Source organism: Streptomyces sp. NPDC042336, from assembly GCF_055581985.1.
Genome location: NZ_JBVJEA010000002.1, coordinates 649281 through 668965, shown reverse-complemented (window position 1 = coordinate 668965; position 19685 = coordinate 649281). Strand labels below are relative to the sequence as shown.

28 protein-coding genes and 1 pseudogene are annotated in these 19685 nt (G+C 71.6%); 21 read left to right on the top strand and 8 right to left on the bottom strand.

Annotated features, from left to right (window positions below; all coding sequences use genetic code 11):
- The first annotated feature begins 209 nt into the window (after positions 1–209).
- The 3 genes from ACZ6IM_RS08475 (at position 210) to ACZ6IM_RS08465 (ending at position 3180) form a co-directional block, all read left to right on the top strand.
- On the top strand, positions 210–1796 hold the full coding sequence (locus tag ACZ6IM_RS08475; RefSeq protein WP_052838823.1) for an ABC transporter substrate-binding protein: 1587 nt from the start codon (positions 210–212) through the stop codon (positions 1794–1796).
- Between the two features lie 73 nt (positions 1797–1869).
- A complete protein-coding gene (gene ung, locus ACZ6IM_RS08470) occupies positions 1870–2553 on the top strand; it encodes a uracil-DNA glycosylase (protein WP_052838824.1) in 684 nt (227 codons plus the stop codon).
- 84 nt (positions 2554–2637) lie between these two features.
- Entirely contained in the window at positions 2638–3180 is a 543-nt protein-coding gene (locus ACZ6IM_RS08465) for a hypothetical protein (RefSeq protein WP_052838825.1), read from the top strand.
- A 29-nt stretch (positions 3181–3209) separates the two neighbouring features.
- On the opposite strand, the gene ACZ6IM_RS08460 is transcribed toward ACZ6IM_RS08465, so the two are convergent.
- From ACZ6IM_RS08460 to ACZ6IM_RS08450, 3 genes are all read right to left on the bottom strand, one after another.
- Entirely contained in the window at positions 3210–3716 is a 507-nt protein-coding gene (locus ACZ6IM_RS08460) for a hypothetical protein (RefSeq protein WP_469555275.1), read from the bottom strand.
- Between the two features lie 103 nt (positions 3717–3819).
- A complete protein-coding gene (locus tag ACZ6IM_RS08455; protein ID WP_052838827.1) occupies positions 3820–4332 on the bottom strand; it encodes a DinB family protein in 513 nt (170 codons plus the stop codon).
- A 42-nt stretch (positions 4333–4374) separates the two neighbouring features.
- Entirely contained in the window at positions 4375–4995 is a 621-nt protein-coding gene (locus ACZ6IM_RS08450; protein ID WP_469555176.1) for a TetR/AcrR family transcriptional regulator, read from the bottom strand.
- 102 nt (positions 4996–5097) lie between these two features.
- Here ACZ6IM_RS08450 and ACZ6IM_RS08445 point away from each other — a divergent pair, with 102 nt between their 5' ends.
- On the top strand, positions 5098–6288 hold the full coding sequence (locus tag ACZ6IM_RS08445; protein WP_469555173.1) for an FAD-dependent monooxygenase: 1191 nt from the start codon (positions 5098–5100) through the stop codon (positions 6286–6288).
- Between the two features lie 13 nt (positions 6289–6301).
- Positions 6302–7207, top strand: a complete 906-nt coding sequence (locus ACZ6IM_RS08440) for a Gfo/Idh/MocA family protein (protein ID WP_469555171.1) — start codon at positions 6302–6304, stop codon at positions 7205–7207.
- Here the strand turns inward: ACZ6IM_RS08440 and lnt are convergent.
- Complete coding sequence (lnt, locus tag ACZ6IM_RS08435; RefSeq protein WP_469555170.1) at positions 7131–8705, bottom strand: apolipoprotein N-acyltransferase; 1575 nt, start codon at positions 8703–8705, stop codon at positions 7131–7133. The two genes, ACZ6IM_RS08440 and lnt, sit on opposite strands and share 77 nt — an antisense overlap.
- A gap of 152 nt (positions 8706–8857) precedes the next feature.
- Between lnt and ACZ6IM_RS08430 the strand changes: the two genes are divergently transcribed.
- On the top strand, positions 8858–9598 hold the full coding sequence (locus ACZ6IM_RS08430; RefSeq protein WP_469555167.1) for an SDR family NAD(P)-dependent oxidoreductase: 741 nt from the start codon (positions 8858–8860) through the stop codon (positions 9596–9598).
- A gap of 34 nt (positions 9599–9632) precedes the next feature.
- On the opposite strand, the gene ACZ6IM_RS08425 is transcribed toward ACZ6IM_RS08430, so the two are convergent.
- The 4 genes and pseudogenes from ACZ6IM_RS08425 to ACZ6IM_RS08410 all read right to left on the bottom strand — a co-directional run bounded on the left by ACZ6IM_RS08425 (position 9633) and on the right by ACZ6IM_RS08410 (position 12288).
- The gene (locus tag ACZ6IM_RS08425; protein WP_052838833.1) at positions 9633–9812 is read right to left on the bottom strand and encodes a hypothetical protein; all 180 of its coding nucleotides are present in this window, start codon (positions 9810–9812) and stop codon (positions 9633–9635) included.
- Positions 9813–9875: 63 nt separating this feature from the next.
- Positions 9876–10010: pseudogene (locus ACZ6IM_RS08420) on the bottom strand (UDP pyrophosphate phosphatase); the annotation flags it as partial.
- The gene (locus ACZ6IM_RS08415) at positions 10010–11383 is read right to left on the bottom strand and encodes an integrase (protein ID WP_469555164.1); all 1374 of its coding nucleotides are present in this window, start codon (positions 11381–11383) and stop codon (positions 10010–10012) included. The gene ACZ6IM_RS08415 and the pseudogene ACZ6IM_RS08420, both read right to left, overlap by 1 nt.
- Before the next feature lie 449 nt (positions 11384–11832).
- Entirely contained in the window at positions 11833–12288 is a 456-nt protein-coding gene (locus tag ACZ6IM_RS08410; protein WP_469555161.1) for a hypothetical protein, read from the bottom strand.
- Between the two features lie 186 nt (positions 12289–12474).
- On the opposite strand from ACZ6IM_RS08410, the gene ACZ6IM_RS08405 reads away from it, so the two are divergent.
- From ACZ6IM_RS08405 to ACZ6IM_RS08335, 15 genes are all read left to right on the top strand, one after another.
- On the top strand, positions 12475–12768 hold the full coding sequence (locus ACZ6IM_RS08405; RefSeq protein ID WP_469555158.1) for a helix-turn-helix domain-containing protein: 294 nt from the start codon (positions 12475–12477) through the stop codon (positions 12766–12768).
- Entirely contained in the window at positions 12728–13093 is a 366-nt protein-coding gene (locus ACZ6IM_RS08400) for a hypothetical protein (protein WP_469555156.1), read from the top strand. The genes ACZ6IM_RS08405 and ACZ6IM_RS08400 overlap by 41 nt, the downstream gene beginning before the upstream one ends.
- Positions 13094–13177: 84 nt before the next feature.
- The gene (locus ACZ6IM_RS08395; RefSeq protein WP_469555153.1) at positions 13178–13561 is read left to right on the top strand and encodes a hypothetical protein; all 384 of its coding nucleotides are present in this window, start codon (positions 13178–13180) and stop codon (positions 13559–13561) included.
- Positions 13558–14319 carry a hypothetical protein gene (locus tag ACZ6IM_RS08390; RefSeq protein WP_469555150.1) on the top strand — a complete coding sequence of 254 codons (762 nt, stop codon included), beginning with the start codon at positions 13558–13560 and terminating at the stop codon, positions 14317–14319. The genes ACZ6IM_RS08395 and ACZ6IM_RS08390 overlap by 4 nt, the downstream gene beginning before the upstream one ends.
- Complete coding sequence (locus ACZ6IM_RS08385) at positions 14316–14567, top strand: hypothetical protein (RefSeq protein ID WP_469555148.1); 252 nt, start codon at positions 14316–14318, stop codon at positions 14565–14567. The genes ACZ6IM_RS08390 and ACZ6IM_RS08385 overlap by 4 nt, the downstream gene beginning before the upstream one ends.
- The gene (locus ACZ6IM_RS08380; RefSeq protein ID WP_469555145.1) at positions 14564–14938 is read left to right on the top strand and encodes a hypothetical protein; all 375 of its coding nucleotides are present in this window, start codon (positions 14564–14566) and stop codon (positions 14936–14938) included. Before ACZ6IM_RS08385 ends, ACZ6IM_RS08380 begins: the two co-directional genes overlap by 4 nt.
- A complete protein-coding gene (locus ACZ6IM_RS08375; RefSeq protein ID WP_469555142.1) occupies positions 14935–15417 on the top strand; it encodes a hypothetical protein in 483 nt (160 codons plus the stop codon). Before ACZ6IM_RS08380 ends, ACZ6IM_RS08375 begins: the two co-directional genes overlap by 4 nt.
- Positions 15414–15605: a hypothetical protein gene (locus ACZ6IM_RS08370; protein WP_469555139.1), complete on the top strand. Its 192-nt coding sequence runs from the start codon at positions 15414–15416 to the stop codon at positions 15603–15605. Before ACZ6IM_RS08375 ends, ACZ6IM_RS08370 begins: the two co-directional genes overlap by 4 nt.
- The gene (locus tag ACZ6IM_RS08365; RefSeq protein WP_469555136.1) at positions 15602–16447 is read left to right on the top strand and encodes a hypothetical protein; all 846 of its coding nucleotides are present in this window, start codon (positions 15602–15604) and stop codon (positions 16445–16447) included. The genes ACZ6IM_RS08370 and ACZ6IM_RS08365 overlap by 4 nt, the downstream gene beginning before the upstream one ends.
- Before the next feature lie 3 nt (positions 16448–16450).
- Positions 16451–17428: a recombination directionality factor gene (locus ACZ6IM_RS08360; protein WP_469555133.1), complete on the top strand. Its 978-nt coding sequence runs from the start codon at positions 16451–16453 to the stop codon at positions 17426–17428.
- A gap of 190 nt (positions 17429–17618) precedes the next feature.
- A complete protein-coding gene (locus ACZ6IM_RS08355) occupies positions 17619–17987 on the top strand; it encodes an HNH endonuclease signature motif containing protein (protein WP_469555130.1) in 369 nt (122 codons plus the stop codon).
- On the top strand, positions 17984–18742 hold the full coding sequence (locus tag ACZ6IM_RS08350) for an exonuclease domain-containing protein (protein WP_469555126.1): 759 nt from the start codon (positions 17984–17986) through the stop codon (positions 18740–18742). Before ACZ6IM_RS08355 ends, ACZ6IM_RS08350 begins: the two co-directional genes overlap by 4 nt.
- A complete protein-coding gene (locus ACZ6IM_RS08345; protein WP_469555123.1) occupies positions 18742–19092 on the top strand; it encodes a hypothetical protein in 351 nt (116 codons plus the stop codon). The genes ACZ6IM_RS08350 and ACZ6IM_RS08345 overlap by 1 nt, the downstream gene beginning before the upstream one ends.
- Positions 19089–19304, top strand: a complete 216-nt coding sequence (locus ACZ6IM_RS08340) for a hypothetical protein (RefSeq protein WP_469555120.1) — start codon at positions 19089–19091, stop codon at positions 19302–19304. Before ACZ6IM_RS08345 ends, ACZ6IM_RS08340 begins: the two co-directional genes overlap by 4 nt.
- On the top strand, positions 19301–19681 hold the full coding sequence (locus tag ACZ6IM_RS08335; protein ID WP_469555117.1) for a hypothetical protein: 381 nt from the start codon (positions 19301–19303) through the stop codon (positions 19679–19681). The genes ACZ6IM_RS08340 and ACZ6IM_RS08335 overlap by 4 nt, the downstream gene beginning before the upstream one ends.
- The last annotated feature ends 4 nt before the right edge of the window (positions 19682–19685 follow it).

Here is a 19685-nt window from a genome sequence, read left to right as displayed (position 1 = left end):
TCTCGCCCACGAGGACCCCTCGAGATCGATCCCGGACACGGGCGCCGTCGACGAGAACGGCGCCCGTGTCCGCGTATCGGAACCCGGTGCACGATGACAACGTAGTCATCCTCAAATGATCAAAACCCCTGTTCAGAAGGGGGTTCAGGGCGCGGGGCGCTGCGGTATGGTCTGCCGACCCTTGGTACGGCGGATCGAGGAGCGTGCGCGTGTTCAACCGGAAGCGAGGCCTGCGGCGGGTCGCGGCCATCGTGTCCATATCGTCACTGGTCACCGGATGCGGCATCCTGTCGTCCGACGGTCCGCAGGACGAGGGGCCGATCGTGGTGGGGACGACCAGCGCCCCCAGCACGCTCGATCCGGCCGCGTCCTGGGACGGCTCCTGGGAGCTGTTCCGGAACATCTACCAGACGCTGCTCAGTTACCCCAGCGGAGCCACCGCACCCCAGCCCGACGCCGCCGAGCAGTGCTCGTTCACCGACAGCACCAACCAGGTGTACCGCTGCGCATTGCGCGAGGGCCTGACCTTCTCCAACGGCGACCGACTCGACGCCCGGGCCGTCAAGTACTCGATCGACCGGATCAAGGACATCAACGTCAACGGTGGTCCGGCCGGCCTGCTCGGCAGCCTCGAACGGGTCCAGGCGCCGAGCGAGCGCGAGGTGGTCTTCCACCTCAACAAGCCCGACGCCACCTTCCCGTTCGTGCTCGCCACGCCCGCCATGTCGATCGTCGACCCCGACGACTATCCCGCGGACGCCCTGCGCGAAGGCAACGGTGTGGTGGGCTCGGGACCGTACACCCTCCAGTCGTACGAGGACGGCGAACGGGCCGAACTGGTGCGCAACGACCGCTACGAGGGCTTCGCCGAGCGGCACAACGAGGCGGTGACCATCCGCTACTTCAAGGACTCCGCCGGCATGGTGAAGGCGCTGCGCGACGGAGACATCCAGGTGACCTACCGCGGCCTCGCCGCCGACGACGTCATCAGGCTCCAGGGCAAGGAGGGCAAGGAGGAGAACCTCCAGCTGGTCGAGGGCAGCGGTACGGAGATCAGCTACCTCGTCTTCAACCCCGAGGACCCGTGGGCGGGACGCAGGGAAGTGCGCCAGGCCGTCGCCCAGGTGATCGACCGGACGGTGATCGCCCACAAGATCTACCAGGACACCGTCGACCCGCTGTACTCGATGGTCCCCAAGGGCCTCACCGGCCACACCACGGGCTTCTTCGACGACTACGGCGACCCCAGCGTCCCCAAGGCCCGCGAGATACTCGAGGACGCCGGCATCACGGAGCCGGTCCCGCTCACCCTCTGGTACACCACCGACCGCTACGGCTCCGAGACGGCGCTGGAGTTCAAGGAGCTCAAGCGGCAGCTCGACGCCTCCGGCCTGTTCAAGGTCACCCTCAAGAGCCGGCCCTGGAAGACGTACGTCGCCGGATACCAGAAGGGCGAGTACCCGGCCTTCGGCCGGGGCTGGTCCCCGGACTTCCCGGACGCGGAGAACTTCATCGCCCCCTTCGTCGGCGAGCAGAACGCGCTCGGCACGCCCTACCACACGCCGAAGATCACCGGTGAGCTGCTGCCGCGCTCGCGCCGGGAGAGCGACCGGGCCAACGTGGAGCGGGAGTTCGAGCAGGCGCAGCAGATCATGGTGGACGACGCGCGGCTGCTGCCGCTGTGGCAGGGCAAGCAGTACCTGGCCGTCAGTACCGACATCTCGGGCGCGGAGCAGGCCCTGGACCCGTCGACGATCATGATGATGTGGCAGTTCCAACGGAAGACGAGCTGGTAGGCGCCGCCGTTGTCAGTGGTCGGCGGTAGGTTCGTGAGCACTGGAAGCCACCGCACAGCGTAAGGAAGTTGACGTGACCGACATCGCCATGCTGCCCGAGTCCTGGCGCGAGGTGCTGGGGGGCGAGCTGCAACAGTCCTACTTCAAGGAGCTGATGGAGTTCGTCGAGGAGGAGCGGGCGAACGGCCCCGTCTACCCGCCGCGCGAGGAGGTCTTCGCCGCGCTGGAGGCCACACCGTTCGACCGGGTGAAGGTGCTGGTCCTCGGCCAGGACCCGTATCACGGCGAGGGTCAGGGGCACGGGCTGTGCTTCTCGGTCCGGCCGGGAGTGAAGGTCCCGCCGTCGCTGCGCAACATCTACAAGGAGATGCACGCGGAGCTGGACACCCCGATCCCGGACAACGGCTATCTGATGCCGTGGGCGAAGCAGGGCGTCCTGCTGCTCAACGCGGTGCTCACGGTCCGGGCCGGTGAGGCGAACTCGCACAAGTCGCGCGGCTGGGAGCTGTTCACCGACGCGGTGATCCGCGCGGTGGCCGACCGGACCGACCCGGCGGTGTTCGTGCTGTGGGGCAACTACGCGCAGAAGAAGCTGCCGCTGATCGACGAGACGCGGCACGTCGTGGTCAAGGGGGCGCACCCCTCCCCGCTGTCCGCCAAGAAGTTCTTCGGCTCCCGCCCCTTCACGCAGATCAACGAGGCGGTCGCCGGGCAGGGCCACGAGCCGATCGACTGGACCATCCCGAACCTGGGCTGAGCCGGGCCCGGTGCCGCCTGTCGGGCAAAGCGGGCGCGTGCGGTTAGCGTCGTCGGGACAGCCGACGAGGGCACGGAGGACGCGGTGGCGAAGGGACAGGAGCAGGCGGCGCCGGACGCCGTGCTGACGCGGATCGGCCAGATCGCCATGCTGCATCACGCGGGGGACCGCGAGGAGGCCCGGCACCGCTTCCTCGGCCTGTGGGCGGAGATCGGCGATCGCGGCGACGCCCTGCACCGCTGCACGCTGGCCCACTACCTGGCCGACACCCAGGACGACCCCGAGGAAGAGCTGGCCTGGGACCTGCGGGCGCTGTCGGCCGCCGAGGAACTGACGGAGGACCTGCTCGCCGACCGGCACGAGGGCACCCCCGCCGCCCGGGCCCTCTACCCCTCGCTCCATCTGAACGTGGCCGCGGACTACGACCGGCTCGGACACCGCGAGGCCGCCCGGCTGCACCTGGGGCGCGCCCGCGCCGCGGCGGAGTCCCTCGCCCCAGGGCGCTACGGGGAGGGCGTACGCGCCTCGATCGACCGGCTGGAGCTGCGCCTGGACCGCGCCGCCCGGGGCACGGGCGGGCCCGACCTGCCCGAGGGGTGGGGCCGGCCACCGCGGCAGCGGCCCTGAGGCCCGCCCCCGTGCGGTGCGGTCCTGGCTCAGCGGCCGTACGCCTGCTCGCAGATGCGGGCCTCGGGGCTGCCCGGCCGCCAGCCGCCGTACTGCTTGCCGAGGGAGCACACGTCCGCCTTCCCGCCGGTGCCGCCGCCGGACCCGCCGGGCAGCTCCGGCGCCCGGGGCCGGGAGGTCGCGGGCGGCCGGGTGTGCTCCGGTGCCGCCGGGCGGGCGGGCCGCCGTTCGGGAGCGCGGGCGGCCGGGGGACGGTGCGGCGCGGACGGCGCGGCCGGGGGCTTCGTACGGCGCGGTTGTCCGCCGGCGCGCTCCGGGGCCGGGGAGGGACCGATCATCTCCAACGCCTCCCGGGCCGGGGCCTGTACCACCCGGGGCTCGGGCGGGCCGTCCGGGCGCGGCGCGGACGAGCGGGCCCCGGGCACCGACGGGTCGGCCGGGGCCGGACCCCGGACCGTCGTACAGCCGGTCAGGGCCGAGACAGCCACGGTCACCAGAAGCGTTGCGGTGGTCGTCGTTCGATGCACCCGCGCCACTCTGCTGGTTCGGGCCCGCCGACCGGCGCCGGACGAGCGGAGGTTGCCCCGCACGGGTGATCTCCGGCCCCGTACGGAGTCCCGTGGGCGAGCGGAGGTGACGTCAGTCGCCGGTGGCTCCGTCCAGGCGCTCGCGGATCAGGTCCGCGTGCCCGTTGTGACGCGCGTACTCCTCGATCATGTGGGTGTGGATCCAGCGCAGGGAGAAGCGCTCGCCGGTGCGCCGGTGCTTGCCCCGGCTCAACGCGTCCAGGGAGACGCCGGCCGCGTTGCGCCGGGCCGTCTCGATCTCGGCCTGCCAGGTGGCGTGGGCCTCAGCGAAGGTGTCCGACCCGGTGAGCCGGAACTCTCCGTCCGGGTCCTCGTCGGAGTAGTAGATCGGGCCCGCGTCCTCGGCCACCAGCACCCTGCGGTACCAGCTGCGCTCCACCTCCGCCATGTGCCGGACGAGTCCCATCAGGGACAGCGTCGACGGTGCCACGGCGGCCGTCCTCAACTGCTCGTCGGTCAGCCCCTCGCACTTCCAGGCGAGGGTCTGCCGGTGGTACTCGAGCCAGCCTTCCAGCATGGTGCGTTCGTCGGCGTCGGTGGCGGGTTCCTGGCGTTCGGTCGTCATCCCGGCATCGTCGCCCAGAACGGCCGGTCCCACCAGGAGTTTTCAGCTGTCCGGCCCGCCGCCCAGCATGCCGTCCAGGAGCTCCCGCAGCCCCGACCGCACGTCTTCGAGGCTCGGCACCTCGGCGTGGAAGGTCCCGGCCACACAGCTGAACATCAGGCCGTCCGCCCAGGCGACCAGCGAGAGTACGTGCCGGGCCGGGTCGGCCGAGCCCATCGCGGTGACGAGCGCGCCCAGTTGCTCCCGGAAGCGGGCGCCCGCCGCGTCGAAGTGCGCCCGCAGCTCGGGGCGGCGCGTGGCCTCCAGCGCCAGTTCGTACCGGGCCAGCGTCAGCGCGCGGTTGCGGGTCAGGGCGCGGTGCGTCGCCAGCGCCAGCGCGTCCACCAGGGTGTCGAGGCCGGCGCGCGGGTCCGGCATCTCGTGCAGCGCCAGCACCCGGGCCTCCCGGTCGGCCAGCCGCCGCACCGCCAGCTCCAGCAGCGCCTGCCGGGTCCGCGCGACGTTGGAGGTGGAGCCCTGGGGAAGCACGGCCGCCTCGTCGACCGCCCGGTGCGTCAGCCCGCGCATCCCGCGCTCGGCGAGCAGGGCCAGGGCGGCGTCGGCGACCAGGCCGGCGCGGGAGGCGCCCGACGAGGGGCCGGGGGACGCGGTGCGTGCGGACATGGAGGTCAACCTACCGGTTGCACTACGGCTGTAGTACGGTCGACGGCAGGCGATACTACAGCTGTAGTGCGCTACGTGCACAAGAGAGCGCCGGGGAGAGCCATGAATCGCACGAGGAGCGCCGTCGTGATCGGCGGCGGCATCGGCGGCCTGACCGCGGCGGCCGCCCTGCACCAGAGCGGCCTGCGGGTCACCGTCCTGGAGCGCGCCCCCTCCCTGCGGCCGATCGGCGCGGCCATCTCGCTGTCGCCCAACGCCCTGCGCGCCCTGGACGTGATCGGCCTCGGCGAGGAGATCCGCGACCTCGCCGCCTGGCAGGGCGACGGGGGACTGCGCACCCCCGGCGGGCGCTGGCTCTCCCGGTCCAGCGCCGAGGCCGCGGCGGCACGCTTCGGCGGTCCGCTGGTGCTGCTGCACCGGTCCACCCTCATCGAGCGCCTCGCCGCGCTGCTGCCGCCGGACGCCGTGCGCACGGCCGCCGACGCGATGGTCGCCGACCCCGGGGACCGCTACCGTCCGGCCACGGTCCGCGCCCCGGGAGGCGAGCTGGAGGCCGACCTGGTCGTCGCGGCCGACGGCATCCACTCCGTCGTGCGCCGCGCGCTCTTCCCGGACCACCCGGGCCCCGTCTACTCCGGCTTCACCACCTGGCGGATCGTGATCCCCGTCCCCGGCGCCGAGTTCGCCTCCCACGAGACCTGGGGCCGGGGCCGCATCTGGGGCACGCACCCGCTCAGGGACGGCCGGGTCTACGCCTACGCCGCCGCCGTCACCCCGGCCGGCGGACACGCGGCCGACGAGAGGGCCGAACTGCTGCACCGCTACGGCGACTGGCACGACCCGATCCCCGCCGTCCTCGCGGCCGCCCGCCCCGAGGACGTCCTGCGCCACGACGTGCACCACATCGCCGAACCGCTGCCGGCCCACCACCGCGGCCGGGTCGCCCTGCTCGGGGACGCCGCGCACGCCATGCCGCCCAACCTCGGCCAGGGCGGCAACCAGGCCATCGAGGACGCGGTCGTGCTCGCCCACCACAGCCAGGACCTCGCCGCCTACACGGCCGCCCGGCTGCCCCGCACCACCGCGATCGCCCGCCAGGCCGTCAAGGTGGCCCGCCTCAACCTGATGAGCAACCGTGCCGGGAGAGCGGTCCGCGACACCGCGATCCTCGCCCTGTCCAAGGCCGGACCCGCCCTGTTCCTGCGCGGCTTCGACGGCATCGCCGACTGGCGGCCCCCGCAGCCCCCGTATGCTTCCCGGCGGACCCAGGTCGGCGAGCGTGACGAGCGTTAGAGGAGCACATTCCGTGAAGGTCGGCTGCATCGGACTCGGCGACATCGCGCAGAAGGCCTACCTGCCGGTGCTCGCCGCCCTCCCCGGGATCGAACTGCACCTGCAGACCCGCACCCCGGCCACCCTCACCCGGGTCGCTGACCGGCTGCGCATCCCGTCGGCGCGGCGCCACGCCGACCTCGACGCGCTCCTCGCCGAGGGCCTGGAGGCCGCCTTCGTGCACGCGCCGACGGCGGCCCACCCCCAGATCGTGACCCGGCTCCTCGAAGCCGGCGTCGCCACCTACGTCGACAAGCCCCTCGCCTACGAACTCGCCGACTCCGAACGCCTGGTGACCCTCGCCGAGAAGCGCGGCACCAGCCTCGCCGTCGGCTTCAACCGGCGCCACGCCCCCGGGTACGCGCAGTGCGCCGAGCACCCGCGCGAGCTGATCCTCATGCAGAAGAACCGCACCGGACTGCCCGAGGATCCGCGCACGATGATCCTCGACGACTTCATCCACGTCGTCGACACGCTGAGGTTCCTGGTGCCGGGACCGGTCGACGACGTGACCGTGCGCGCCCGTGCCGAGGGCGGCCTGCTCCACCACGTCGTGCTCCAGCTCGCCGGGGACGGTTTCACCGCGCTGGGCGTGATGAACCGGCTCAGCGGCTCGGCGGAGGAGGTCCTGGAGGTCTCGGGCCAGGACACCAAGCGCCAGGTGGTCAACCTGGCCGAGGTGATCGACCACAAGGGCCAGCCGACCGTGCGACGGCGCGGCGACTGGGTTCCCGTGGCCCGCCAGCGCGGCATCGAGCAGGCGGTGCTCGCCTTCCTCGACGCGGTGCGCTCCGGTGAGGTGCTCAGCGCCCGGGACGCGCTGGAGACCCATGAGCTGTGCGAGCGCGTGGTGCGGGCCGTGCTGGACCGCTCCGCCTGAGCCGCACCGTCCGTACGCCCTCCGCGGCGCCCCAGGCCGCGAGGGTGAGCAGCGCCGCGTACACCGTCCAGTCGCCGTAGCGCACGTACGGCGTGGTGCCGTGGGTGAGGGGGATCTCGTACACCCGTGAGGCGCTCGCGTCGGTGCCGAGCCAGGAGCCGATCCGCGCGCCGTTCGCGTCGTAGACGGCGGAGACGCCGGTCAGCGTCGCGTGCACCATCGGCCGGCCGGTCTCGGCGGCGCGCAGCGCGGCGAGCGAGGCGTGCTGCTCGGGAGCCCAGGTGTGCTGGAAGGTCGAGGTCGAGGACTGGGCGACCAGCACCTCGGCGCCGTCGGCGGCGAGGCTGCGGCTCATGTCGGGGAACGCGCTCTCGAAGCAGACCATCGGCCCGATCCGCAGGCCGTCGCCGACGTCCATCACCACCTGCTCGGTGCCCCGCCTGCGGTCCTCACCCGCCGCCTTGCCCACGGAGGTGGCCCAGCCGAGCAGTGAGCGGAAGGGCACGTACTCCCCGAAGGGGACGAGTCGCATCTTGTCGTACCGGTCGCCGGTCGGGCCCTGGGGGCCGACGAGCACCGAACTCTTGTAGATGCCGGGTTTGTCGGAGCGCCGCGCGTCCACGTTGACCAGGATGTCCGCCCCGGTCTCCCGGGACAGCGCGGCGAGCCGCCGGGCGAGGTCCGGCCGTTCTTCCAGGTCGAAACCGACGCTGCTCTCGCCCCAGACGATCAGATCGAGGTCCCGGTCCGCGAGCCGCCGGGTCAGCCGCTCCTCGCGGTCGAAGCGCCGGTCGGCGCTGTCCGCCCCGGCGACGACGCCCGGCTGGACCACGGCGATCGCGGCCCGCTCGTCGGTGCCCGGGCGCGGTGACCAGACCCAGGCCGCCGAGGTCGCCGCGGCCGCGGCGAGGAGCCCGGCCAGGGCCGGCACCCTGGCGCGGCGCACGGCGACGAGGACGGCGAGCGCGACGTTGACGGCCACGACCAGGAAGCTGAGCAGCCACACGCCGCCCACCGAGGCGAGCCGCAGCGCCGGGGCGACCTGCCACTGGCTGGCGCCGAGCATCCCCCAGGGGCCGCCGAGCCCCTGCCAGGAGCGGACCAGCTCCGCCAGCAGCCAGCCCGACGGCAGCACCACCAGGGCCGCCGCGACCCGGCCGGCGGACGGAGCCCCGCCCAGCGTCCGGCGCACCAGCCAGCCCCAGGGGACCCACAGCGCGCCGAGCAGTGCGGCGATGACGAACGTGAACACGTGCAGGTTGGGCAGCAGCCAGTGGTGCATGGCCAGCACGAACCCGAACCCGCCGCACCACCCGTCGTACGCCGCGCGCCTGCCGCCCGGCGCGGTCCGGGCCAGCAGGATCCAGGGGACCAGCGCGAACCAGGCCCACCACCACAGGGCCGGGCCCGGGAAGGCGAGCACGGGCAGGGCCCCGACGAGCACGGCGAGGGCCGAGCGCCGCCACGGCGAGGCGAGCCATCGGTCGAGCGTCTTCACGGGCTCTCCTCCCTGGCCGGTGATCCCTACCCGGTGATCCCTGCAGTGTGCCCACGCGACGAGGGTGAATTCAGTTGATCACACCGAGCTCTGTCCGGCGCGTGAGGCCTGACCTAGGATGATCGATGATCGATCAAAACGGGGAGGTACTCATGGCACGGCCCATCACGGTGGTCACCGGCGGCAGCCGGGGGATCGGTGCGGCGACCTGCCTGCGTCTCGCGGCGGACGGGCACGACGTCGTCGTCGGCTACGCGCGGGATTCCACGGCCGCCGAGGCGGTCGTGGCAGGGGTGCGCGAGGCGGGCGGCCGCGGTGTCGCGGTGCGCGCGGACACGTCCGTCGAGGCCGACGTCGAGCGGCTCTTCGACGTGGCGGAGGAGCGGCTGGGCGCGGTGACGGGGCTGGTGAACAACGCGGCCGTGACCGGCCCGCTGGGGCGGCTCGCCGACAGCGACACCGCGGACCTGCGGCGGGTCCTCGATGTCAACCTGCTGGGCGTGCTGCTGTGCGCCCGGCGGGCGGCGCGGCTGATGACTCCGCGGGGCAGCGGTGCGATCGTGAACGTGTCGTCGGGTGCCGCGACCCTCGGCAGCCCGGGGGAGTACGTGCACTACGCGGCGAGCAAGGCGGGCGTCGACGCGCTGACGCTGGGGCTGGCCAAGGAACTCGGCCCGGACGGGATCCGGGTCAACGCCGTCGCGCCCGGGGTGATCGACACCGAGATGCACGCGGCGGCGGGCGACGCGGGCCGGGCGGCGCGGATGGGGGCGGCGGTGCCGATGGGGCGGGCGGGCCGGGCGGAGGAGATCGCCGCGGCGATCTGCTGGCTGCTGTCGCCCGAGGCGTCGTACACGACGGGGACGGTGCTCCGGGTGGCGGGCGGTCGCTGACCGGGGCCGGGGCGGGGGCGGACGGACCCGCCCCTCAGGCCGCCTCGATGACCTCGCCACGGATCGCGGTCGCCCACTCGACCACCAGCAGCTCGTACTCCACACGCTCCTGCGCGGACAGGGTCCCGCCCGCGCGCCGCCACAGGGCACGGATCTGATCGTTCAGCTCCGCGGCGGACCGCACGGAACCAGGCGTCACGTAATCGGGGGACATGCGGACAAGCCTAGGGGCAAGCACTGACACTGCGCTACCGCACGGCTACCCAAGCGGTTCGTCTCAGCCGGAGGACTCCGCGGCGTGCGGGCTGAGGGCACCCGTCGCGACCAGGGCGATGATGACGATGCCGAGCACGATGCGATACCAGACGAACGGCATGAAGCTCTTGGTGGAGATGAACTTCATGAACAACGTCACGACAACAAACCCACACCCGCACTGACCTGCACCTTCACCCACTCAGAGAAGCCAACTGGGAGAGGACTGGGAGATTCGGGCTCCCAACCCTCTGGCAGCCCCGCAGCAAACCGCAGCCACCGCTCCTGAAGAGAAGCCCCCACCGACACCTCCATCGCCGGCGTCACGTTCCCGTACAGCCCCTCAACGCCCGCCAGCTCATGACCCATCCGCGACTCGACCGCGATCCGCGAGTGCCCGTCCTCGTCGAGCCACTCCTTATGCCCGTGCCGCAGCAGGTACTGCCGCTTCCCCACCCAGCCCGGCACCGCCGGGATCTTCGGCAGGGGGCGCCACGTGCCACCCCGGCCGGCGCCCTTCTGCCGCGGCACGGACGCGTCGCGGCCGTCGGCGATGGGCCGCCAGTAGTGGTAGGTGAAATTCGCCTTGGCGAGTTCGCCGCCATTGATTGAAGGAAACACCCACTCTGACTCGTGCGAGGCGAGGAGCATCTCCAGCAGCTCCGCGAGGAACTGCGGCACGACCAGCGTCCGCCGGGACTCGTACTTCGGCGGGAACAGCTTCAGCTCGCCGTCCTCCCGCTGGTGCTGCCACTCTACGCGCAGCGCGGGCATCGGCTTCTCGCTGGCGTACCGCTCCAAGTCCTCGTCGTAGCGGACCTCTTCGGCGGGGTCGACGCGCGGGTCGGAGCCGGGCCAGTTGGGGTGGCAGTACTCGCGGCGCAGGGCGTATGCCTCGGCGGGGCGCATGCCGGTGCAGGCCATGGTGAGGACGTACACGTAGCCGGGGAATCCCCAGAACGTCGCGGCGTTGGTGGCGAGCTGGTGGACGTCGGCCATGAGCATGGGCCGCTTCCGCTCCCGCTTCGTCTTCACGTACCGGCCGCGCTTGCGCTGCTTGGGCACGGGGCTGAGCTGCCGCATGCCGTCGTTGACGGCGTCGTCCATCATCATGCTGAACACCAGGAGGATCTCGCGCCGGTAGCGGTCGCCGATGTTTGGCTGGTCCTTCAGCCACAGCTCCCACGCCCGGTAGGCGGAGGGCCGGATGTCGGCGACGGCCATGTCGCCCCACCGCGGCTCGATGTACAGGCGGATGTAGGACTCGATGTTCCGGCGCCTCAGGTGCCCGACGTCGAGAGTCTGTTGCCAGGTCCGGCAGTACTCGCTCATGAGCGTGTCGCCGTCGCGGCGGCTGATGTACCGGTCGTTGCGGATGTCGGACTCGCGGTCCAGGCCGTAGGCGATCGCGTCCTCGCGGGAGTTGAACCCGCCCTGCGAGTCGTACAGCCAGCGCCCCGACTCGGGGTGCTTCTTACCGGTGTTCCACCGAACGCGCCACTTGTTCCCGCGCTGCTCGGGATACGGCATGCGCCATCCCCCCAGATGGTTCGAGCGTGAAACGCGGATGTGCCGGCAGGCACCCCTACCGCCGGCTTCCGCGTGCTGACTGCCTCTACTCTGCCTGTTCCGCTTGCCCTACGGGGCATTCGGCGCAGCTTCGGCAGTCGATTCCCTGGCCTCGGAACGTTCGCCTCACGTTCGCCTGAATCGAACGGTCGGTGGCGGCTGCCGGGGCCAGGATGCAAACGATCTCACCTGCTACGTCGAGGACTCGGCCCATGAAGCCGGGCTCGTCGTACTGGATCACCGTTGCCATACCAGGTCCCCCTATTGCTGCCGTGCGGGAAACCCCCTGAGTGGAAGCCCAAGCGTCACACGCCGAACGTGTGCGCGGGTAGGGGTAATTGAGGATTCATCAGCCTCAAGAGGTAACGTTACGGTAACGGTGAAAAGGTTGTGCTGCGGAAGGCTGCAGTTCACAGCCCGGAGGGCAAAATTCCACGCCTTCGCAACTCCTCCATGATTCGCTCATTCATGGCCTCAACCTCACCCAGTGTGAGCCCGGGAGCTGTCACCGTGGCCCCCTTCCGCACGGCCTCCCGCAACCCCTCTTCCAGGGTGGCCGGATCCAGCGGCGTGATGGCCGCACCCTGGATCAGCTCGGTGCCGTCCTCCAGCGTGATCGAGTCGGCTGCGCCGTCGATCACCGCCTTGCAGGAGCCAGCGCGCATACCGAAGCCGATCTCGACCTTCGCGTAGGTGGAGGGCCGGACAGGCAGCCCCTCCTCCACTTTCCTGTACGTCATGTACGCGAGGCCGCCGCACACCTTCGCTGCCTTCTCCTGGCTGAGCCGGAGTTGGGCGCGCCGCTGTGTCACCAGAGCAGCAAGTTTCTGCAGGTGTCGGGCGGTCTGATCGCTGGGGGGCGCCATGCCGCCAATCATGACAGCTACCTCTAGCTACCGCTATACGCACCTGTGTGCATGGCTCGATACCCAGGGTGAGCGGCCAGAACTAAGCCCGCCCTCACTAGATCTATCTAGAGAAAACTAGAGCCATCTACAAGTTACCGATGCGTACATCTAGTTTCATATAGATCCGTGCGCTAGGTTCAGTGCATGGAGAAACCCCAACCCACCATCCCGGTGGACGGGGCGGAGATCCGCACCCGCCGCAAAGACCTCGGACTCAGCAGAGACGAGTGCGCCGAAGCCGCCGGCATCAGTGGCCCGTACCTCAGCCAGCTGGAGAACGGCGTGCGGCGGAATGTGCGGCCCCCCACGTACAAGCGCCTGCGCACCGTCCTGCAGATCCAGCAAGACGACCGCCGACTCCTCGCCCCCAACGAGGACGACCACAGGAAGGACTCCGATGGCCGCCACGAAGGCGCCGGACGCCCCCACCCCGACTGACGAGCCCGTGCTCGCCGAGTTCTACGACGTCGCCGAAGCCGCCGTGAAGCTTAAACTCCGCGACCCCGACGAGACCGGCAGGCGCGGCGAGAAGTGGCTCCGCGACGGATTTAACCGGCCCGCCGACGGCAGCAAGGGCCGCCAGTTCCCCGGCCGCTACATGGCGGGCCGGCTGAAGTTCACCGCCGCGGACCTCGCGGTGATTGCGGAGATCGCGCTCGAAGAGTCCGACGCGAAGCGCGAGGCCAGGGCGAACGCCAAGCCGAAGCCGTCGACCGGCCGCCCGCGCCGCCTCCGCAAGACCCCGGCACTCGCCGGCACCTGACCCCTGAACGCGCCGAAGGGCCGCCGGATGCGACCCGACGACCCAACGACTCGGCGCCCACATCAACCAGGAAGTGAGGCCACCGTGGCCACATCATTGCAGACCCCGGTCGTACAGCCGCTGTCGTTCCTCGACCGGCAGGCCGCCCGTGACCGGAACGAAGAGAGCTACCGCTCGACCTGCTCCTACCAGCAGCTTCCCGACTCCTCGCACATCGCGGTGCAGGCGACGACGGACGCGGTGCTGGTGACCGCGACGGACATCGACGTGCTGGCCGAGTGGCTGTTCGTGCAGGGCGGCACCGTGTCGAAGGTGGACCTGCCGTCCGGGCAGACGGTGTGGACGCTGCACACGAAGACGTGGACGGACTCCCCGGTGAGGTTCCCGGAGATCCCGGTGCACGTGACCGTGGTCCTGCCGTCGTCCGAGTCCGTCATCCACGAGGTTGCTGCGGCGGTGGCGGCATGAGTATCTCGCCTCTCGCCTTGGCGGCGAAGAAGGTCATTGACGCGGCGTTCGTGAACGGCCCGGCCTACGACCTGGCCAGCGTGGCGGCGTTCGCGCTGGAGTCGGCCTGCTTGCTGCAGGACCCGGAGGCTGCGGCCGAGCACGACCTGGCGGTGGAGACGGCGCGGCATGCGGTGGCAGTGGCGGAGTCGTCGGTCGCCATGATGCGGCGGGAGCACGCCGAGAACGCCCGGCTGCGGGAGCGGATCGCCGAGCTGGAGGCCGCGAAGGAGAGGGCCGCCCGGCACACCGAGCACCTGGCGAAGCTGCTGGTCGCTCGTACCGAGGATCTGATGACGGCCGAAGCCGACGGGCTCACCCGGCTGCTGGCGCCGACGCAGGCGCTCCGCGAGCCGGAGCAGGGCCCCGCTCTTCCGTGGGCGCACGGCATGTCGGACCACGACCTGCACGGCTTCCTCGACCAGCTTCTGTCGGCGGCCATGGGCCGTTGGCAGCACTCGCCGGAGGTGCCGGGCCGGGTGACGCTCGCGGAGATCGAGAAGGTGTGTGCCTTGTGGCGGACGCCGGGGGAGGGGAACCGCCTCGACGGCTCGGAGTTCGACGGCGCCGTAATCCGACTCGCCCCGCAGGCTGGGCCGGAGCAGGGTGCGTGCACGGAGTGCGGTGACGGCCCGAGTAGGTGGTGCGTCGGCTGCGCGAAGTGCTCCTGCGAGCCCGAGCACGACAAGGGCTGCGTGAAGGCGAGCGCCCCGCGGTGACCGGGCAGTCGGGCGCCGACGTGCTGGCCGCCGTGCTCCTCGCGGTCGCCCTGTTCTCCGGCTCCCTCGTCCCGTTCTTCCTGCTGGTGAACGCGGACCTGAACCCCCGCCGCGCCTACCGCGCCCTCGTCAAGGCCGTTCGCCGTCGGCCGGCCCCGCGGCTGCCGCATTGGGCCCGCACCGGCCACCTCCCCACCTCTCCTTCTTCTGCGGCCGTTGGCCGCCACCGCCGAGGAGGCGCTCGATGAACCAGCACTACACGATCACCGCTCCGATCCCGATCACGCTCCGGCCGACCGCGAACGGCGTCGACCTCGATGTCTCCCAGTGGCTGACCCGCGGGGTCCTGCTGGAGCTGTTCGCGGACGCGGCCGAGGACCCGATGGGGTTCGCGGAGGAGATGGCGGACCTGCACCAGCTGGCCGTCTCGGCGCAGCACCAGGGCCGGGACTCCCACGCCCGGCACGAGTTCGACGCGCGGGTGGAGAAGCTCCTGGACCGGGTCGCGGACGGGGGCCGGATCCCGGTGTACGGCACTGGGCTGGGGCAGTTGCGGGATGCGACGGCCGAGCTGGCCGCCCCGCGCCCCGTCCCCTCCCAGCAGCGGAGGGCGTCATGAGCGCCCGCGACGAACTCCGCAAGTACGTGCACCTGCTGGCCGACATGTGGACCCCGCGCGAGACCACTGACGCCCGCGTCGAGGAGCTGTACAACGCGGTCCGCACCGAGGTGCTGGCGGAGCGGGACACGCAGTTCGTGGCGTGGCTGCTGAAGAAGGCCCGCGACTACCCGACCGACCCGGCTCGCCAGGAGAACGCGGCGGACGCGATCGCCAGCCTCGCGTCGAAGGTCCAGCGGGGCGCGGTCCGCCCCAACAACCTCCGCACCGACTTCTTCCAGCCCGGCCACACCTACGCCCGCGAGCACCACGCGGCCACCATCCGGTTCCTCGTCAAGCTTGTCGACCAGTCCCCGGACGGCACCTACACGGTCGCGTTCGGCTGGCGCGTCGAGGACGGCGACGTCACCTGGTCCCCGTTCGACTCGGACGACTTCACCGGCTGGGTCGCCGTCACCGAGGGCGGTGAGACGTCGTGACCGCTCTGCAGCCCGAGGTCGCCGCCCTCGTCACCCGACAGCGCAACACGGCCATCGAGGCCCTCCGCCAGTCCCTCCCGTTGCTGGACCCGGACCGGCACGCCCTCGACCTCGACGCCGACCAGGCGTTCGCCCGCCTCGCCGCCGACCACCCCGAGCACTGCCAAGCCCAGGACGGAGCCCAGTGACCAACCCCAAGCACGCCCACGACACCGCGCGGGGACGCTACTACAGCGACCCCGCCGGGGGCCCCGACCTCGTCTCCGTCACCAACGTCATCGACACCGCCGTCAACAAGACGCAGGCCCTCGTCCCGTGGGGCGTCAAGGTCACCCTGGAGTACGCCCTCGACCGCTGGCCGCTCCTCACCGACCGTGTGGCCGACGACCGGACCGCGCTCACGAAGGAACTCAAGGCCGTCCACCGCGACGTCCGCGAGCAGGCCGCCGACCTCGGCGACCGCGTCCACACCGCCGCCGAAGCCCGCGTCCTCGGCGCCCCCGTCGCCGACGACCCGATCGTCAACCCCTACGTCGCCCAACTCGACACCTGGCTCGCCTCGTGGGGCGTCGACCTCGCCGAGCACATCGAGGCCACCGAGATCACGTGCCTGCACCGCCGACTCGGCTACGCCGGCACCGCCGACCTCATGGTGTGGCTGCCGACCGGGCCCGACGGCCGGCTGGAGCTGTGGCTGATCGACTACAAGTCCTCCGCCACCCGCTCCGCCCGGTCGGTGTACCCGGAGAACACCCTCCAGTTGGCCGCGCTCCGCTACTGCGAGTCGGTCCTCCTTCCCGACGACACCGAGCAGCCGATGCCCCGCATCGAACGCACCGGCGTCCTCAACCTCCGCGCCGCCAGCCACGCCTTGGTCCCGATGCCCGCCGACCGGACCGCGCACCGCGCGTTCCGCGGCGCCCTGGAGACCACCCGCTGGCTGCACGCCGCCCCGTCCACCTACCCCGCGCTGTTCGCCCCGGGCCACGAGCCCGCTCCGCGACGCCGCGCCGCACGAAAGGCCGCCTGAACCATGGGGTCCCGACTCCGGAACATCCAAGCCCGCGCCGCCGAGCACGGCCGGCTCCGTACCGGCTACACGCAGGGCAACCGTCCGATGCGCTCGTCAACGTGGGTGATCACCTCCCACAGCGAGGAGCACGTCGCCACCGCCGCGAAGCTGTGGGGCGGCGAGCCCGAGCAGTGGAACCCGCTCAACTCGACGATCTCCCAGTGGCGGGTCATCACGAAGGCGTCGTCGATCGAGGCACTGATCACCCCCGGCGACCCGCTGAACCAGTACAACGAGATGTGGTCCAAGGGCGGATGCCAGCGCCGATGCGACGGCGAGACCGAACTGCTCTCCCGCCAGTCCTGCCTGTGCGCCCGGCAGTTCGGTGACGACTGGCACCTCCAGCCGAAGGGCCGCGTCTGCTCCACCACTTCCCGCCTGAACGTAATGCTGCCGGACCTGTCCGGGATGGGCATGTGGCGGGCCGAGACCCACTCCTTCTACGCCGCGCAGGAGTGGGGCGGCATGGTCGACATGGTCCTCGCCGGGACCGACGGCCGTGGCTTCGTCCCGGTGAACCTGCGGATCGAACCCCGCCAGCGGGTTGCGGACGGGCAGACGAAGAAGTTCCCCGTCGTCGTAGTCGAGCTGCGCGGGGTGACGCCGCGGCAGGCCCTCGCCGGACCAATGAACGCGGCGACCGCCCTTGACTCGGGCGCCACGGGGCAGGCGCGCGCGGCGATCGAGGCGCCCCGTCCGGACTACCTCGCTGACGCGGAGGCTGCGCTCACGGTCGACGACGTGCAGGACGTGTACCGCGCCGCGCACGCCGCCGGCCACCTCACTGACGACCTGGTTGCCGCGCTGAAGAAGCGCGCGGACGAGGTGAAGGCGGACGCCGGGCGCGACCCGGAGCCCGACGAGGACGGCGTGTACCCGGCCGAGGTCGTCGAGGAGACGGCCCCGGCCTGGCCCGCGGTCGCTCAGCCGCCCGCGTGACACATCCACGACTGACCGGGGAGCGACTGCCCAAATCAGCCGCTCCCCGGGTCCGCGAAGAATCTCACAGGAAGCAAGCCCGATGACAGCAACCCGCGAGGACAGGAACCGAGAGCGGTTCTGGTCAAAGGTCACCAAGACCGAGACGTGTTGGATCTGGACTGCCGGAGTCCATAGGAGTGGGTACGGCGTGTTCAGCGCCAACCTCAAGCAGGTCTACGCCCACCGGTACTCCTACGAACTCCACAAGGGCCCTATTCCGGAGGGACTGGTCCTCGACCACCTGTGCCACGGGTGGGACGACGCGTGTGTGTCTGTGGAGAACTGCCGTCACCGTCGATGCGTTCGGCCCGACCACCTCGAAGCAGTCGCCCAAGGCGAGAACACCCGCCGGGGCAACACGCTCGCCGCGGCGAACATCGCGAAGACGCACTGCCCGGCCGGCCATCGCTATGACCAGCCGAACACCTACGTGACGCCTGAGGGATGGCGGGTATGCCGCGCATGCAGTCGCGCCAAGGGACGGAAGAGGTCCGCGACCAAGGTGGGCGCCCGATGAGCGCCGGGCAGACCAGCCAGCAGGCGCCGCCCTGGTACTTGGGCCGCCTCGCCGGGTTCGACATCGAGAGCACGGGCGTCAGCCCGGAGCGGGACCGGATCGTCACCGCCTGCGTCGTCCAGTGCGGCGCCGGGCAGCCCGTCGCCTCGGCCACGTGGATGGCCGACCCCGGCGTGGAGATCCCGGAGGGCGCCGCCGCGGTCCACGGCATCACCACCGAGCGGGCTCGGAAGGAAGGTCGTCCGGCCGCCGACGTGATCGAGGAGATCGTCACCGCGCTGACCGCGGTGGTCCTGTCCGGAATCCCGGTTGTTGCGATGAACGCGAGCTACGACCTCACGATGCTCGACCGGGAGGCCCGCCGCCACGGCGTGCAGCCCCTCGCCGAGACCGTCGGCCCGGATCTGCGGGTCGTGGACCCGTTCGTCCTGGACAAGCACGTCGACCAGTACCGGCGCGGGAAGCGGACGCTGACCGACCTGTGCCGCCACTACCAGGTCCCGCTCGACGGCGCGCACGACGCCGCCGCGGACGCCCTTGCGGCGTGCCGGGTGGCGTGGCGGATCGCCTCCACCCACGGCGAGGTCGGTACCGCGTCGATCGACGAGCTGCACGCCCTCCAGATCGGGTGGGCGCGCGAGCAGGCGGAGTCCCTCGCGGACTACTTCCGCAACACCCCCGGCAAGGAGCAGTACGCGGACGGCGTCCGCGGCGACTGGCCACTCATCCCGCACCCCCGATCGGAGTCCCGCTGATGTTCGTCCGCCGCTCGAAGCACGACGCTCTGCGCTCCCTCTACCAGCACGAGGCCAAGAAGCGCGCCGAGGCCGAGCAGCTCGCCGCCCAGCGCGAGACCGCCATCCACCGCATGCAGTCCCTCGTCCAGCACCACCGCGACGAGCACCCCGACACCCCGATCCAGTACCAGCCCGCCGCGGGTGACGCCCGACTGCGGCAGCAACTGGCCCTGTCGGAGCGGGCCCGCCGCGCCCTCGACACGGACCGCTCCGAGCTGATCGCCGCCAACGTCCAGCTCACCCGCGAAGCGCAGCAACTCCGCGACCAACTGGCCGCCGCCCGGGCGGTCGAGGGGAGTGCGGCGTGAAGCTCACCTACCGCGCCGTCGTCTCCCACTTCGGCCGCCACCGCGCCCACCGCGCGACCGCCCGCACCAGCTTCCCGCACCCCGAGTTCGGAGCGGTCGTCACCCAAGCCTTCCGACCGTGCCGGCCCTGCGGCGACGACGTCCCCGTCGTCCTCCACGCCGGCGCCCACACCTGCTCGAACGGACACATCACCATCTGGGGGGACCAGTGACCAGCAAGAACAAGGCGAAGGGCTCCGCCTGGGAGCGGGCCATCGTCGAACACCTCCGCGTCGCGGGCTGGCCGTTCGCCGAACGCCGCCTTGCCGGATCCCGGAAGGACCGCGGGGACATCGCCGGTGTCGTCGGCGTCGTCATCGAGGCGAAGAACACCGCGACGCGGCGGCTGCCCGAGTGGATCGCGGAGGCCGAGGTCGAGCGGCAGAACGACGGCGCCTGGCTCGGCGTGGTCTGGCACAAGCGGACCGGGAAGGGCTCGGCCGCCGACGGCTACGTCACCATGACCGGCGCCCAGTTCACCGAGCTGCTGGCCCGGGCCCTCGACATCCAGACCGTCATCCCCGTCGACGACAAGGCGGTGACCCGGTGATCAC